The following is a 14488-nucleotide window of genomic DNA, read 5'->3' as shown; positions in this document are numbered from 1 at the left end:
CGCATCTCCATCGATTTGAAGATTTCTGCAAGTGCTAAAGTCTTCAGAGTCGTCGGAGAGGTGAGTCATGTCGGTGCCGCTGTACCAGGCCAAGGCGGAGCTGTTCCGCACCCTCGGGCACCCCGTGCGCATCCGGGTGCTCGAACTGCTCCAGGACGGGCCGAAGCCGGTCCGCGACCTGCTGGCCGCCATCGACGTGGAGGCGTCGAACCTCTCCCAGCAGCTCGCCGTGCTGCGCCGCGCCGGCATGGTCACCTCGTACCGGGACGGCCCGCTGGTCATGTACGCGCTCAGCACCCCCGACGTGGCCGACCTGCTCGCCGCCGGACGGCGCATCCTCGGCGCGGTCCTCACCGACCGGGACGCCCTGCTGGACGAGCTGCGGGCCTCCGGGACGGACCGGTGAGCGCGGCTGCCCTTCGCGCCGGTGACGCCGTACGCCGGGCGGGCCGGCTGTTCGCCGGGCTGCTGCCCGGCCGGGCCGACTGGCAGAACGCGCGCCGCTCACCCCGGCGCGACCTGCTCGCCGGGCTCACCGTCGCCGTGGTGGCGCTGCCCCTGGCGCTCGCCTTCGGCGTCACCTCCGGGCTCGGGGCGCAGGCCGGCCTGGTCACCGCCGTCGTCGCCGGGGCCGTCGCGGCGGTCTTCGGCGGCTCCAACCTCCAGGTCTCCGGTCCCACCGGGGCCATGACGGTCGTGCTGGTGCCCGTGGTGCAGCAGTTCGGCGCCGGTGGCGTGCTGATGGTCGGCGCGCTGGCCGGGCTGATCCTGATCGCGCTCGCAGTGGCCCGCCTCGGCCGGTACGTCCGCTACCTGCCGGCCCCGGTGATCGAGGGCTTCACCGCCGGCATCGCCGTGGTCATCGCGCTGCAACAGGTGCCGGCCGCGCTCGGCGTCACCGCCGCGCACGGCGAGAAGGTGTGGGCGGTGGCCGCCGACGCGGTCGCCCGGTTCGCCGCGCACCCCCGGCCCGCCGCGGTCGCTGTGGCGCTCGGCGTGGCGGCGCTGATGCTGCTCGGCGTCCGATGGCGGCCCGCCGTGCCGTTCTCCCTGGTCGGGGTGGCCGCCGCGACGCTGCTCGCCGAGCTGGCCCCGATCGACCTGGCCCGGATCGGTGAGCTGCCGCAAGGGTTGCCCGCGCCGTCGCTGGACTTCGTGGACCTCGGCGCGCTGGGCGTACTGCTGCCGAGCGCCCTCGCCGTGGCCGCGCTCGCCGCCCTGGAGAGCCTGCTCTCCGCCACTGTGGCGGACGGCATGACGGTCGGCGAGCGGCACGACCCGGACCGGGAACTGTTCGGCCAGGGCCTGGCCAACCTCGCCTCCCCGGTCTTCGGCGGCATCCCGGCGACCGCCGCCATCGCCCGTACCGCGGTGAACGTGCGTGCCGGGGCGTCCTCGAAGCTCGCCGCACTCACCCACGCGGTGGCCCTCGCCGCGATCGTGCTCGCCGCCGCCCCGCTGGTCGGCCGTATCCCGCTGGCCGCCCTGGCCGGGGTGCTGCTCGCCACCACGGTACGGATGGTGGAGGCGGCCTCCCTGCTCGCGCTGATGCGGGCCACTCGCGCCGACGCGGTGGTGCTGGTGCTGACGTTCGCCGTCACGGTGATCTGGGACCTGGTGACAGCAGTGGTCGTCGGGCTCGCGGTCGCGGTCGTCCTGGCGCTGCGCGCGGTGGCCCGCAGTGCCAAGCTGGAACAGGTGCCGTTGGACACCGGCGAGCACAGCGACGAGGAACACGCGCTGCTCGCCGAGCACATCGTGGCGTACCGGCTGGACGGGCCGCTGTTCTTCGCCGCCGCGCACACGTTCCTGCTGGAACTGGCCGAGGTGGCCGACGTGCGGGTGGTGATCCTGCGGATGTCCCGCGTCTCCACGGTCGACGCGACCGGCGCCCAGGTGCTCGGCGACGCCATCGCCCGGCTGCGCGGCCGGGGGATCACGGTGCTGCTCTCCGGCATCACCCCGGGCCACGACCAGGTGCTCAGCACGCTCGGCGTCGCCGACGAGCTGCGCCGCGAGGGCCTGGTGTTCGCGGACACCCCGGCCGCCATCCGGTACGCCCGGGGTGTCGCCCTCGCCGCGAGCCCGGCCTAGGCTTCGGTCCCTTCGAGTGCCCGCCTGCGCACGCCGAAGATGATCAGGTAGCCGAGGATCCAGACCTCGCCCACAGTGGCGGGGATCACCAGCAGGTCGCCGACGGCGCCGGCGCCGGGGGCGAGGTACGCGACGAACGTCATGAGCACGTAGCCGACACCACCGGCGACGAGGACCCAGCCCAGCGGCCGGGGCAGCCAGCCCGACCGGAGCACGCACCAGCCCATCGGCACCAGCCAGAGGCCGAAGAAGAGCCCGCCCACCTCCCACAGGTTCCCGCTGACCAGGTAGAGCAGCTGGACGGTGTCGGCGTCGCCCGGCCCGCCGGTCGCGACCTGCAAGGCCGTCGCGAGGACGGCGGCGCTGCCGAGGATCGCGACGGCGTTGACGAGCCCGAAGGCGGCGATGCTGCCCGCGGCGGTGCCGTCGACGGTACGGAACAGGCGGTGGAACCAGACCGCGGTGAGCGTCTGGGTGAGGACGACCAGTAGTTCGAGGGCGATGCCGAGGCGGGCCAGCGACTCGTGGGCCACCAGGTTGGCGAGCGTCGTGCCCGCGTCGTCGGCGTCGAAGAGCATGGGACGGACGGTGAGGAACCCCAGGGCGCCGGTGACGGCGAGCCCGAGGTAGAACAGCCCGGTCACCCGGGCGGTACGGATCAGCTGGTGCATGGCGGCTCCTTCGGGGGTGATCGACGTGCCGGGGCCGGGGTCGCCTTACGTCGTAAGGCTAACCATACGTTGTAAGGTCAAGGGAGATGGGAAGCCGCATGGGAGCGAGGAAGCCTCGGGAGCCGCTGAGCCGCGAGCGGGCCCTGGCCAGCGCGATCGCCCTGGTCGACGCCGAGGGGATGGCGGCGCTCACGATGCGCCGGCTCGCCGCCGCCCTCGGCGTCGAGGCCATGTCGCTCTACCACCACCTGCCCGGCAAGGCCGGACTGCTCGACGGCCTCGTGGACGCCGTCGCCGCCGAGATCACCGCAGCCGCCGAACGGGCCGAGGCAGACGCGCCCGGCGGTGACTGGCGTACCCGGCTGCGGCTGCGCTTCCTCGCCGCGCGTGCGGTCATGCTGCGGCACCCGTGGGCCCCGGCGCTGCTCAGCTCCCGCCCGACCGTCCCCGCCGGGGTGTACGCCTACTACGACGGCATCCTCGCCACGCTCGTCGAGGGCGGCTTCTCGTACCGGATCGCCCACCGGGCGCTGCACGCCTTCGGCAGCCTGGCGCTCGGCTTCGCGCAGGAGGTGTTCCGGCCGGACGCGGGCGGGGAGGCCGACGCGGCGGCAGCGGAGGCCGAGATGGTGGCGCTGGCCGAGCGGTTGCCGCACCTGGCCGCGATGGTCGCCGCCGAGACGCACGACGCGGCAGATCCGACGCTCGGCTGGTGCGATTCTCAGACCGAGTTCGAGTTCACCCTCGACCTGCTCTTCGACGGCCTGGAGCGACACCGCCCGAGCCCTTGACCCGGCCCGTGCCATTCGCAGTCAGGTATCGGACTGAGAAGCCGACGAAAGCCGAACTGATGAGACCGCGTATCCGTCCGGCATTCGCTTTCGGCCGGGATGGATCGCTCGACATCCGACCGGCCAACTCTTTTCGTTCGTACGCGCCAATGGTCGCGCCGCTTTTCGACCGGGCTCGCGAGTAACTTCTCGTACCACCGCATTCACGAGGAGTCACTTATGTCTGAGGAAACCTGGCTCGCGGCACGTCTGATTCCTACTTCGGGTATCAACGGCGCCGAGGAGCAGGAACGCCGGGCGACCTCCGCCCTGCTGGCGGTGATGAGCGCGGTCCGGGAGTTCGGGCGTGTCCTGACCCAGTCCGTCGGCGCGCCGGCCGGAGTCGTGCAGACCTTCATCGAGGTTCCGTTCAAAATCGGAAACCAGCAACTCTTTCCGGACGGCCTCATCCGCGTCACGAGGGGGCAACGCCAGTGGACCGCGCTCGTGGAGGTGAAGACCGGCAGTAACCCGCTGCGATCCGAGCAGTTGGAGGCCTACCTGGACATCGCGCGGGAGCAGGGATTCGACGCCCTCATCACGATCTCGAACGAGATCGCTCCCGTTCCGGGTCAGCATCCGACGACAGTCGATCGCCGGAAACTGCGCAAGGTCGCCCTGTATCACCTGCCCTGGACGGAGATCCTGACCCAGGCCGTGATCCAGAAGGAATACCGCGGCGTCGCAGACCCGGATCAGGCATGGGTTCTGGGCGAGCTGATCCGATACCTCGAACACCCGCGTTCGGGCGCTCTCGAGTTCAGCGACATGGGGCCGGCCTGGGTGCAGGTGCGGGACGGGGTGTCGGCCGGGACATTGCGGGCCGGCGACAGTGCCGCGGCGCAGGTCGCCGGGCGCTTCGACGCCTTGATCCGTTACGCGTGCCTCCGGCTCGGCCGACAGTTGGGCACCGACGTGACTCCCGCGCTGAGCCGCCGCGACCTCGCCGATCCGGCGGCGCGCACCCAGTCGCTCGCCAACCAACTCGCCAGCGCCGGCACCCTGAGCGGCAGCATCCGGATTCCGGGCGCGGTCGGGCACCTGCACGTGACGGCCGATCTGCGGGCCGGGCAGATCGTCTGCCACGTCGATGTCGACGCTCCCCGGTCGGGCCGGCCGACCACCCGGGTGAACTGGCTGGTCCGTCAACTGAAGGACGCGCCGGACACGGTCCGGATCGAGGCATTCGCCATGCACGCCCGAGGAGGTGGCGCCACCGATCTCCTCCGCCAGGTACGCGCCGAGCCCACGACGCTCATCACCGACCCCTCGCGCGAGCTGCGAGCATTCCGTATCGCCCAGAGCACGGCTGCGGGAACCAAGCGTGGCAGTGGTCGGGGCGCCTTTATCGACTCCGTGCTGCACGCCGTCGACGACTTCTACGAGCAGATCATCCAGAACCTCAAGCCGTGGATGCCCGCGCCGCCCCGGTTGCGTACGTCGGAGGACGTGATCCCCGTTCAGCCGGTCGCTTCCAGCCTCGTCTCCACCGCGATCTCCTCCCAGGACAGCCCCGAGTTCGACACCGAGGGAACGCCCGGCGGCTCTGGTTCCTCGGACCGCCCCGGCGAGTGACCCCACGGTTCCGCCCGTAGCGGGGGGCGTTTCGTCCAGCCCTGACGGACGGGCGGGTTCGGGCGGCGTGCGGCGGGTACCAGGACGGCATGACTGATCCGGTTGAGCTGTCCGAACTGCACGCCGGAGGCGCCGACCCCGACGACGTCACCCCGGAGGACCCGCACGCGGACCTGGACGGCACCGACGAGAACTCGCCGGCGGAGTTCGGCCTGCCCATCGACGGCACCGCACCGGCCGAGGAGGACCCCACCCAGCGGTGAGGGGAACGTCATGGGTGTCAAACGGGTCCGGAGACACCCATGACGTTCCACCCGATGGCGGCGCAGGCCGCGGACCGTCAGCTGGGAAGGGCGGCGAGGCCGGCCAGCAGTTCCCACCGCTCGGCCTCGGTGAGCGCCGCGTACGCCGGTTCGTCGCGGCGGTCGGTGTCCGCCTCGATCGCCGCGCGCTCCGGGCCGTCCGGCAGTGCCCGGATCCCCTCGGCGGTCAGCCCGGCGGCCCGCCACGCGGCCCGGTGCGCGTCGGCGCGGTGGTGGCGCAGCGAGCCCAGCCGGGTGACCAGCAGCAGCGCCGGGGAGGCACCCTCCGGCTCGTACGGCGGGGACATCGCCCGGAACACCGGCCCGCCGGTGGCCTGCGCGTGCGTCAGCACCCGGCCGACCAGGTCGGCGAGGCGGGGCACGATGCGCAGACCGGGCAGCACACCGGGCAGCGTCGACCACAGTTCCTCGGCTGCCTCACCGGTGGCCCGCTGGGCGAACAGCGTCAGCTCGCGTCCCAGGTCGGTGAGGTGCCAGTCACCGTCGGCGTCCCGGACCACGACGCCCTGCTCCAGCTCCTCGTCCATGCTTCCGGAGGTGTAGATCAGGCCGTCGGCCAGCGCCTCGGCGGGCATCGGCCGGGCCAGCACGCCGGAGAAGAAGCTGTTCTCCGCGCCGAGTGTGCAGCCGCGCTCGGCGTAGAACGCCTCCATCCGGGCGCGGGCTCCCCACCTGGCGCCCACGTACACCCGGTCGATCGCCGGCCGGACCAGTCGCGCGTAACTCACCGTCGTCTCCACGCCGCCGGAGGTTACCGGCGCGCGGGCGTTAAGAAGGGCCCCCTCCTCTACCGGAGGCGTTAAAAGGGGGCCCTTCCTTACGTCACTCGGGGACGCGGCGGTAGGCGCCGTCGCTGGCCGAGGTCGCCATCGACGCGTACGCGCGCAGCGCCGCCGACACCGGACGCTGCCTGCCGACCGGGGTGTACGGGCGGTCCCGCTTCTCCTCGGCCACCCGCCGCGCCTCCAGCTCGTCGGCGGGCACGTTCAGCTCGATCGACCGGCCCGGGATGTCGATGACGATCTCGTCGCCGTCGCGGACCAGCGCGATCAGCCCGCCCGAGGCCGCCTCCGGGGAGACGTGCCCGATGGACAGGCCGGAGGTGCCGCCGGAGAACCGGCCGTCGGTCAGCAGCGCGCAGGAGCGGCCCAGCCCACGGCCCTTGAGGAACGAGGTGGGGTAGAGCATCTCCTGCATGCCGGGGCCACCCTTCGGGCCCTCGTAGCGGATCACCACCACGTCCCCGGCGACGATCTCCTTGGCGAGGATCGCGGTCACCGCGTCGTCCTGCGACTCGTAGACCTTGGCCGGGCCGCGGAACGTCAGGCACTCCTCGGGCACACCGGCGGTCTTCACCACGCAGCCGGCCGGCGCGAGGTTGCCGTGCAGGATGGCCAGGCCGCCGTCCGCGCTGTACGCGTTCTCCCGGTCCCTGATGCAGCCGCCGGCCGCGTCGGTGTCCAGCGACGACCAGCGGTTGGTGGTGGAGAACGGCTCGGTGGTGCGCACCCCGCCCGGCGCGGCGTGGAACAGCTCGACCGCCTCTCGCGTCGCCGAGCCGCCCCGGACGTCCCAGTCGGCCAGCCACTTGTCGAGGCTGGGGGAGTGCACCGACCGCACGTCGCGGTGCAGCAGCCCGGCGCGGTCCAGCTCACCGAGGATGGCCGGGATGCCGCCGGCGCGGTGCACGTCCTCCATGTGGTAGTTCGGGGAGTTCGGGGCGACCTTGGCCAGGCACGGCACCCGGCGGGAGATCGCGTCGATGTCGGCCACGCCGAAGTCCAGCTCCGCCTCGCGGGCGGCGGCGAGCAGGTGCAGCACGGTGTTCGTGGAGCCGCCCATCGCCACGTCGAGGGCGATCGCGTTCTCGAACGCCTCCCGGCCGGCGATCGAGCGCGGCAGCACCGAGGCGTCGTCGTTCTCGTACCACTGCTTGGCGATCTCGACGACGGTGCGCCCGGCCTCGACGAACAGCGACCGCCGCGCGGCGTGGGTGGCGAGCGTCGACCCGTTGCCCGGCAGCGCCAGGCCGATCGCCTCCGTGAGGCAGTTCATCGAGTTGGCGGTGAACATGCCGGAGCAGGAGCCGCAGGTCGGGCACGCGGAGCGCTCGATCTCGCCGAGCTGGTCGTCGGTGACCGCCTCGTTCGAGGAGGCGATCATGGCGTCGATCAGGTCGATCTTGGAGTGCACGACGCCCTCGATCGCCACCGTCTTGCCGGCCTCCATCGGGCCGCCGGAGACGAAGACGGTCGGGATGTTGAGCCGCAGCGCGGCCAGCAGCATGCCCGGGGTGATCTTGTCGCAGTTGGAGATGCAGACCAGGGCGTCCGCGCAGTGCGCGTTGACCATGTACTCCACCGCGTCGGCGATCAGCTCCCGGCTGGGCAGCGAGTAGAGCATGCCGCCGTGGCCCATGGCGATGCCGTCGTCCACGGCGATCGTGTTGAACTCCCGGCCGACGCCGCCAGCCTCGGCCACCGCGTCGGCGACCAGGCCACCGAGGTCCTTGAGGTGGACGTGACCGGGTACGAACTGGGTGAAACTGTTCGCTATGGCGACGATCGGCTTGCCGAAGTCGTCGTCGGTCATCCCGGTGGCCCGCCAGAGGGCCCGGGCGCCGGCCATCGTCCGACCATGGGTGGAGGTCCTCGACCGCAGCTCAGGCATGACAACCAGTCTGACACCATCCGCGCGGCGACTCCGCCACGCGCACCCTGTGTCCCAACAGTTGCACACCCGGTCCCCCACGGGAGGCGCTCATCCGGCAGAGTTGACGCGTGCAGTCGTCCCCGGGGATGGTCACCGTCGCGGTGTTGAGCGGGATCGCCGCGGCCGGTGCCGCCGTGCTGCTCGTCGCGTCGGTGCGGCGTCGCACCGGCCCCCGCCGGCCGGCTCACCTGCTGCTCGCGGTCGCCGCCTGCGCCGCCCTGTTCAGCCTCCTGGTCGGCCTCGGCGGTCTGCTGGCCGCCGGTGACCACTGGGCGCACCGGCAGGGCCAGCGGACCGGATGGGCGGTCCTCGTCGCCGCCGGTACGACGCTCGCCGCGCTCGGCCTCGGCGCCGCCGTCCTGCGGCTGCCCGGCGCGGCCGCGACCCGGGCCGCCACCGCCCGGCTGCTGCTCGACGGCCTGATCATGGGCAGCGCACTCTGGTTCGTCGGCTGGGTGGCGTTCAGCGAGCCGACCCGGCTGCTCGGCGACGCCACACCCGTCGCCTGCCTGCCGATCGTGCTGGCCACCGTCAGCGCGGCGCTCACCACGGGGCTCACAGTGATCGTCGTGCTGCGGGTCGCGCCGCCGCGCGGATGGCTCACGCTGCTCGCCGCCGGCGCGATAGCGGTGACGGCCGGCGGGCTGGCCGTGTCCGCCGGGCTCTGCCAGGCCGGCCCGGGCATGGTGCTCACCGGCGCGGTGCTGACCGCCGCCGGTCTGCTGGCCACCGCCGTGGCCGGGCGCCGGGCCGATCTGACGCAGCTCGACGTCGACTTCATCCGCCGCGACGGCGAGTACGCCTTCGTGCCGATGTTCGCCATGGCCGCCTCCGCGATCTACCACCTGGTGCAGGGCGGCGGGTTCGACGGGTACGCCATCGTGGCCGGCACGGTCGAGGGGTTCGCCCTGGTGACCCGGCAGTACCTCGCACTGAACGACGTCCGCGGCTACGCCATCCGGCTGGCCGAGCGGGAGGCGCACTTCCGCGAGCTGGCGCACACCGACCCGCTGACCGGGCTGGCGAACCGGCGCGGGCTGCTGCGTGCCCTGCACCGCAGTGCCGAGGCGGGCGTGCCGTGCGTGCTGCTCGGGCTCGACCTCGACGGCTTCAAGAACGTCAACGACATGCGCGGGCACGACGTCGGCGACGCGGTGCTGATCGAGGTGGGGCGGCGGCTGCGGGGCAACCTGCGCCCGGGCGACCTGGCCGCCCGGCTCGGTGGTGACGAGTTCGCGGTGCTGATGCACGGGTCGGCCGACCCCGGCCCCGTCGCGGACCGCCTGCTCGGGGTGCTCGGCCGCCCGTACGAGCAGGGGGACGGGCCGGTCTTCCTGTCGGTGAGCATCGGCGTCGCCGCCGGGCACGGTGAGCAGGACGTCGAACTGCTGCTGCGCAACGCCGACCTGGCGCTGCGCTACGCCAAGCAGCGGGGCAAGAACCGGATCGAGCGCTACGACGCCACCTACGACCAGTTGCTGAGCCGCCGTACCCGGATGGAGCACGAGCTGCGCGGCGCGATCGAGCGCGACGAGCTGCGGCTGGTCTTCCAGCCGGTTGCCTCGCTGCCGTCGGTGCGGCCGGTCGGCGCGGAGGCGCTGCTGCGCTGGCGGCACCCGGAGCTGGGCAACGTCCGGCCGGACGAGTTCATCCCGCTCGCCGAGGAGTGCGGGATGATCGCCAAGCTCGGCGCGTGGGTGCTGCACCAGGCCTGCTACCAGCTCTCCCGCTGGCTGGCCGACGGGCACGACGTCTGGGTGTCGGTGAACGTGTCGCCGCGCGAGCTGCACGCCCCCGAGTACGTGGTCCAGGTCGCCGACGCGCTGCGCGCGCACCACGTGCCGCCACAGCGGCTGGTGCTGGAGGTCACCGAGCACGCGGTCGCCACCGACCTGGACGAGCTGATCCGGCGGCTCACCGCGCTGCGGCTGACCGGCGTCCGGATCGCACTCGACGACTTCGGCGCCGGTTACTCGTCGCTCGGCCAGCTCCGGCGGCTGCCGATCGACATTCTGAAGATCGACCACAGTCTGGTCGCCGAGCACGAGCCGGTCCGGCCGGTCGGGCGGGACGGTCCGGCGTTCGCCCCGATGGTCGACATCGTCATGCGCCTGGGGCACCAGCTGGGGCTGGAGGTGATCGCCGAGGGCGTCACCAACCCGACCGAGCTGGCCGCGGTGGTGGCCGCCGGGTGCCGGTTCGGCCAGGGCGCGCTGTTCGGCTGGGGCGTACCGGCCGAGCACCTGGAGGCGATGCTGGAGGCGGCCACGGCGCCCGGCAACCGGCACACCGCGATGCCGCCGGTGCCGCCGCCCGCGCCGGCGCGCGCCCCGTCGCCGCTGCTGCCCCGGCTGCGCAACAACCCGCCCGCCCCGCGTCCCTCGATGGAGGGATCTTCGCAGGTGGCGCCGGGCGCGGAGGGGGTCGCGGCGACCGACACGCCCACGTCCGTGAACCAAAATGTGGGATCAGTTGACTCATCGCGTGAGATGCGTCAGGCTTAGCCGCATGTCGTCGAACCGGTCGCCGCGAGTACTTACCTGAGCGCACTCTCCCACCGAGAGTGCGCTGGCCCCGTGCATCCTGCACGTGGGCTTTTTTGTTGCCGTCGGACCATCGCCGGGACCTCCCCGTCCCATCCTGAGAAGCGCGTCACCCACTCACTTCCGAAGGCTTGAACCGCCATGACGAGACCCACGCCAGAGACCCTCGCCCACTCCGCCCGCCGTGCCCGCTCCGGCACCGGCGCGGCCGGTGACTCCGACCCCGCCGCCCGCCCCGGCCGTACCGTCCCGGCGGCCGCCACCACCGAGACGCCCGTACGGGAGCCCGCCACCGCGGAGGTCTCGGGCGCCGGTTCGCTCGTGCGGTCGCTGGAGGCGCTCGGCGTCGACGTGGTCTTCGGCATTCCGGGCGGCGCGATCCTGCCCGCCTACGACCCGCTCTACGACTCCACGGTCCGGCACATCCTGGTCCGCCACGAGCAGGGCGCCGGGCACGCGGCCACCGGCTACGCGCAGGCCACCGGCCGGGTCGGCGTCTGCATCGCCACCTCCGGTCCGGGCGCGACGAACCTGGTGACGCCGATCGCGGACGCGTACATGGACTCGGTCCCGATGGTGGCGATCACCGGGCAGGTGGCCCGGCCGTCGATCGGCACCGACGCCTTCCAGGAGGCGGACATCCAGGGCATCACGCTGCCCATCACCAAGCACAACTTCCTGGTGCAGACCGCCGACGAGATCCCCCGCGTGCTGGCCGAGGCTTTCCACCTGGCCGCGACCGGCCGGCCCGGCCCGGTGCTCGTCGACATCCCGAAGGACGTGCTCCAGGCGCCGGCGACCTTCTCCTGGCCGCCCACGCTCGACCTGCCCGGCTACCGGCCGACGCTGCACCCGCACGGCAAGCAGATCCGCGAGGCGGCCCGGCTGATGACCGGCGCCCGCCGTCCGGTCCTCTACGTGGGCGGCGGCGTGCTCAAGGCCGGCGCCACCGAGGGGCTGCGCAAGCTGGCCGAGCAGACCGGCATCCCGGTGGTCACCACGCTGATGGCGCTGGGCGCGTTCCCCGACTCGCACCGCCAGCACCTGGGCATGCCCGGCATGCACGGCACCGTCGCCGCGGTCTACGGCCTCCAGAAGGCCGACCTGATCGTGGCGCTGGGCGCCCGCTTCGACGACCGGGTGACCGGCAAGCTGGACTCGTTCGCGCCGGACGCGACTGTGGTGCACGCCGACATCGACCCGGCCGAGATCGGCAAGAACCGGCACGCCGACGTCCCGATCGTGGGTGACGCGCGGCACGTGATCGACGAGCTGATCGCCGCCGTCACCGCCGAGCAGGCCGCGCACCCGCCGGCCGACCTGACCGACTGGTGGGCCCAGCTCGACGACCTGCGCGAGCGGTACCCGCTGGGCTTCGAGGAGCCGGCCGACGGCACGCTCTCCCCGCAGTACGTGATCAAGCGGCTGGGCGAGATCGCCGGCCCGGACGCGGTCTACGTGGCGGGCGTCGGCCAGCACCAGATGTGGGCCAGCCAGTTCATCTCGTACGAGAAGCCGCACACCTGGCTCAACTCCGGCGGCCTGGGCACCATGGGTTACGCCGTCCCGGCCGCGATGGGCGCCAAGGTCGGCAAGCCGGACACCACTGTGTGGGCGGTCGACGGTGACGGCTGCTTCCAGATGACCAACCAGGAGCTGGCCACCTGCGCGCTGGAGGGCATCCCGATCAAGGTCGCCGTGATCAACAACGGCAACCTCGGCATGGTGCGGCAGTGGCAGACCCTGTTCTACGGGGAGCGCTACTCCAACACCGAGCTGGGCACCCACAAGCACCGCATCCCGGACTTCGTCAAGCTCGCCGAGGCGCTCGGCTGCGTCGGGCTGCGCTGCGAGAACGCCGCCGACGTGGACAAGACCATCGAGGCGGCCATGGCGATCAACGACGCGCCCGTGGTCATCGACTTCGTGGTCGGCAAGGACGCGATGGTCTGGCCGATGGTCGCCGCCGGCACCAGCAACGACGAGATCATGTTCGCGCGGGGCGTGCGTCCCGCTTTCGACGAGGACGAGCTCTAGGTCATGACCGAATGCACCGAGCGCAGCGAGGGCCATGAGGGCATGACGAGGAAGGCACAGCAATGACTATGCACACGCTGTCCGTGCTGGTGGAGAACAAGCCGGGTGTCCTCGCCCGGGTCTCCGGGCTGTTCTCCCGGCGCGGGTTCAACATCGACAGCCTCGCCGTGGGCGAGACCGAGAACCCGGACGTCTCGCGCATCACCATCGTGGTCAACGCCGAGTCCTCGCCGCTGGAGCAGGTGACCAAGCAGCTCAACAAGCTGGTCAACGTACTCAAGATCGTGGAGCTGGATCCGCAGGTGTCGGTGGCGCGGGAGCTGCTGCTGGTCAAGGTCCGCGCGGACCGCGCGGCCCGCGCCCAGGTGCTGGAGACGGTCGGCCTGTTCCGCGCCCGGGTGGTCGACGTCGCGCCGGACACGCTGACCATCGAGGCCACCGGCACGCCGGACAAGCTCGACGCGCTGCTGCGCGACCTGGAGCCGTTCGGCATCAAGGAGATGGTCCAGTCCGGCACCGTGGCGATCGGGCGGGGTTCGCGGGCCATCACCGCCGGCCCGGCCCTGCGCGCCGCCTGATCCGTACCCACAAGTTTTTCGACGGGCCGACGGGCACCGCCGTACGAAAGGGAAGTCAATGAGCATTGAGGTGTTCTACGACGACGACGCCGACCTGGGCCTGATCCAGGGCCGCAAGGTCGCCGTGATCGGGTACGGCAGCCAGGGCCACGCGCACGCGCTGTCGCTGCGCGACTCCGGCGTCGACGTGGTGATCGGCCTGCCCGCCGGTTCGAAGAGCCGGCCGAAGGCCGAGGAGCAGGGCCTGCGGGTGCTCACGCCCGCCGAGGCGGCGGCCGAGGCCGACGTGATCATGATCCTGGCGCCGGACACCGCCCAGCGTGGTCTCTACGCCGAGGCCATCGCGCCGAACCTCGCCGCGGGCAAGGCGCTGTTCTTCGGCCACGGCTTCAACATCCGGTACGGCCTGATCAAGCCCCCGGCCGACGTGGACGTGGCGATGGTCGCCCCGAAGGGCCCCGGTCACCTGGTCCGCCGCCAGTACGTCGACGGCAAGGGCGTGCCCTGCCTGGTCGCGGTCGAGCAGGACCCCAGCGGCAACGCGTTCGGCCTGGCCCTGGCGTACGCCAAGGCGATCGGCGGCACCCGGGCCGGCGCGATCCGGACCACGTTCACCGAGGAGACCGAGACCGACCTGTTCGGCGAGCAGGCGGTGCTGTGCGGTGGCGCGGCGGCGCTGGTGCAGACCGGTTTCGAGGTGCTCACCGAGGCCGGCTACGCGCCCGAGGTGGCCTACTTCGAGTGCCTGCACGAGCTGAAGCTGATCGTCGACCTGATGTACGAGGGCGGCATCGCCCGGATGCGTTACAGCATCTCCGACACCGCCGAGTACGGCGACCTGTCCCGTGGCCCGCGCGTCATCGACTCGCGGGTCAAGGACGAGATGCGCAAGATCCTCGGCGAGATCCAGTCCGGCGAGTTCGCCCGCGAGTGGGTGGCCGAGGACGAGGCCGGCCGGCCGAACTTCGCTAAGTGGCGGGCCGAGGGCGCGGCGCACCCGATCGAGGAGACCGGGCAGAAGCTGCGCGCGATGATGAGCTGGGTCGACCGGCCGATCACCGAGACCGCCTGAGCTTCTCCCTCGTGCGGCCCGCGGCCCGACGCTCTCCCCGGCGTCCGGCCGCG

Annotated in this window: 12 protein-coding genes; 9 read left to right on the top strand and 3 right to left on the bottom strand. The window is 72.3% G+C overall.

Annotation, left to right across the window (positions count from 1 at the left end):
- Positions 1 to 67: 67 nt before the first annotated feature.
- A complete protein-coding gene (locus tag FHX31_RS23630; protein ID WP_013284484.1) occupies positions 68 to 406 on the top strand; it encodes an ArsR/SmtB family transcription factor in 339 nt (112 codons plus the stop codon).
- Complete coding sequence (locus FHX31_RS23625) at positions 403 to 2094, top strand: SulP family inorganic anion transporter (RefSeq protein ID WP_184977199.1); 1692 nt, start codon at positions 403 to 405, stop codon at positions 2092 to 2094. Before FHX31_RS23630 ends, FHX31_RS23625 begins: the two co-directional genes overlap by 4 nt.
- Here the strand turns inward: FHX31_RS23625 and FHX31_RS23620 are convergent.
- Positions 2091 to 2765, bottom strand: a complete 675-nt coding sequence (locus tag FHX31_RS23620; protein WP_091329744.1) for a DUF4386 domain-containing protein — start codon at positions 2763 to 2765, stop codon at positions 2091 to 2093. The genes FHX31_RS23625 and FHX31_RS23620 overlap by 4 nt on opposite strands.
- 86 nt (positions 2766 to 2851) lie before the next feature.
- On the opposite strand from FHX31_RS23620, the gene FHX31_RS23615 reads away from it, so the two are divergent.
- From FHX31_RS23615 to FHX31_RS23605, 3 genes are all read left to right on the top strand, one after another.
- The gene (locus FHX31_RS23615; RefSeq protein ID WP_184977198.1) at positions 2852 to 3556 is read left to right on the top strand and encodes a TetR/AcrR family transcriptional regulator C-terminal domain-containing protein; all 705 of its coding nucleotides are present in this window, start codon (positions 2852 to 2854) and stop codon (positions 3554 to 3556) included.
- A gap of 219 nt (positions 3557 to 3775) precedes the next feature.
- Entirely contained in the window at positions 3776 to 5170 is a 1395-nt protein-coding gene (locus FHX31_RS23610; protein ID WP_013284488.1) for a hypothetical protein, read from the top strand.
- A gap of 89 nt (positions 5171 to 5259) precedes the next feature.
- Positions 5260 to 5433, top strand: a complete 174-nt coding sequence (locus FHX31_RS23605) for a hypothetical protein (protein WP_013284489.1) — start codon at positions 5260 to 5262, stop codon at positions 5431 to 5433.
- 77 nt (positions 5434 to 5510) lie between these two features.
- Here the strand turns inward: FHX31_RS23605 and FHX31_RS23600 are convergent, their stop codons facing one another.
- The gene (locus tag FHX31_RS23600) at positions 5511 to 6221 is read right to left on the bottom strand and encodes a hypothetical protein (RefSeq protein WP_184977197.1); all 711 of its coding nucleotides are present in this window, start codon (positions 6219 to 6221) and stop codon (positions 5511 to 5513) included.
- A 94-nt stretch (positions 6222 to 6315) separates the two neighbouring features.
- The gene (gene ilvD, locus FHX31_RS23595) at positions 6316 to 8163 is read right to left on the bottom strand and encodes a dihydroxy-acid dehydratase (protein ID WP_184977196.1); all 1848 of its coding nucleotides are present in this window, start codon (positions 8161 to 8163) and stop codon (positions 6316 to 6318) included.
- Between the two features lie 110 nt (positions 8164 to 8273).
- On the opposite strand from ilvD, the gene FHX31_RS23590 reads away from it, so the two are divergent.
- The 4 genes from FHX31_RS23590 (at position 8274) to ilvC (ending at position 14435) form a co-directional block, all read left to right on the top strand.
- Positions 8274 to 10709: a putative bifunctional diguanylate cyclase/phosphodiesterase gene (locus tag FHX31_RS23590; protein WP_047891856.1), complete on the top strand. Its 2436-nt coding sequence runs from the start codon at positions 8274 to 8276 to the stop codon at positions 10707 to 10709.
- 180 nt (positions 10710 to 10889) lie between these two features.
- A complete protein-coding gene (locus tag FHX31_RS23585; RefSeq protein ID WP_013284502.1) occupies positions 10890 to 12785 on the top strand; it encodes an acetolactate synthase large subunit in 1896 nt (631 codons plus the stop codon).
- Positions 12786 to 12847: 62 nt separating this feature from the next.
- A complete protein-coding gene (gene ilvN, locus FHX31_RS23580; RefSeq protein WP_013284504.1) occupies positions 12848 to 13363 on the top strand; it encodes an acetolactate synthase small subunit in 516 nt (171 codons plus the stop codon).
- Positions 13364 to 13421: 58 nt separating this feature from the next.
- Complete coding sequence (ilvC, locus tag FHX31_RS23575) at positions 13422 to 14435, top strand: ketol-acid reductoisomerase (RefSeq protein ID WP_184977195.1); 1014 nt, start codon at positions 13422 to 13424, stop codon at positions 14433 to 14435.
- The last annotated feature ends 53 nt before the right edge of the window (positions 14436 to 14488 follow it).

This window comes from Micromonospora sp. CNZ286, assembly GCF_014207755.1.
The sequence above is the reverse complement of the archived record's forward strand: the minus strand, read 5'-3'. Positions and strand labels throughout refer to the sequence as shown.

What these genes read in the sequence shown, in the direction of transcription:
- FHX31_RS23630 (WP_013284484.1), top strand. Translation starts at nt 68, where the DNA reads ATGTCGGTGCCGCTGTACCAGGCCAAGGCGGAGCTGTTCCGCACCCTC.
- FHX31_RS23620 (WP_091329744.1), bottom strand. Translation starts at nt 2,765, where the DNA reads ATGCACCAGCTGATCCGTACCGCCCGGGTGACCGGGCTGTTCTACCTC.
- FHX31_RS23615 (WP_184977198.1), top strand. Translation starts at nt 2,852, where the DNA reads ATGGGAAGCCGCATGGGAGCGAGGAAGCCTCGGGAGCCGCTGAGCCGC.
- FHX31_RS23610 (WP_013284488.1), top strand. Translation starts at nt 3,776, where the DNA reads ATGTCTGAGGAAACCTGGCTCGCGGCACGTCTGATTCCTACTTCGGGT.
- FHX31_RS23605 (WP_013284489.1), top strand. Translation starts at nt 5,260, where the DNA reads ATGACTGATCCGGTTGAGCTGTCCGAACTGCACGCCGGAGGCGCCGAC.
- ilvD (WP_184977196.1), bottom strand. Translation starts at nt 8,163, where the DNA reads ATGCCTGAGCTGCGGTCGAGGACCTCCACCCATGGTCGGACGATGGCC.
- FHX31_RS23585 (WP_013284502.1), top strand. Translation starts at nt 10,890, where the DNA reads ATGACGAGACCCACGCCAGAGACCCTCGCCCACTCCGCCCGCCGTGCC.
- ilvN (WP_013284504.1), top strand. Translation starts at nt 12,848, where the DNA reads ATGACTATGCACACGCTGTCCGTGCTGGTGGAGAACAAGCCGGGTGTC.
- ilvC (WP_184977195.1), top strand. Translation starts at nt 13,422, where the DNA reads ATGAGCATTGAGGTGTTCTACGACGACGACGCCGACCTGGGCCTGATC.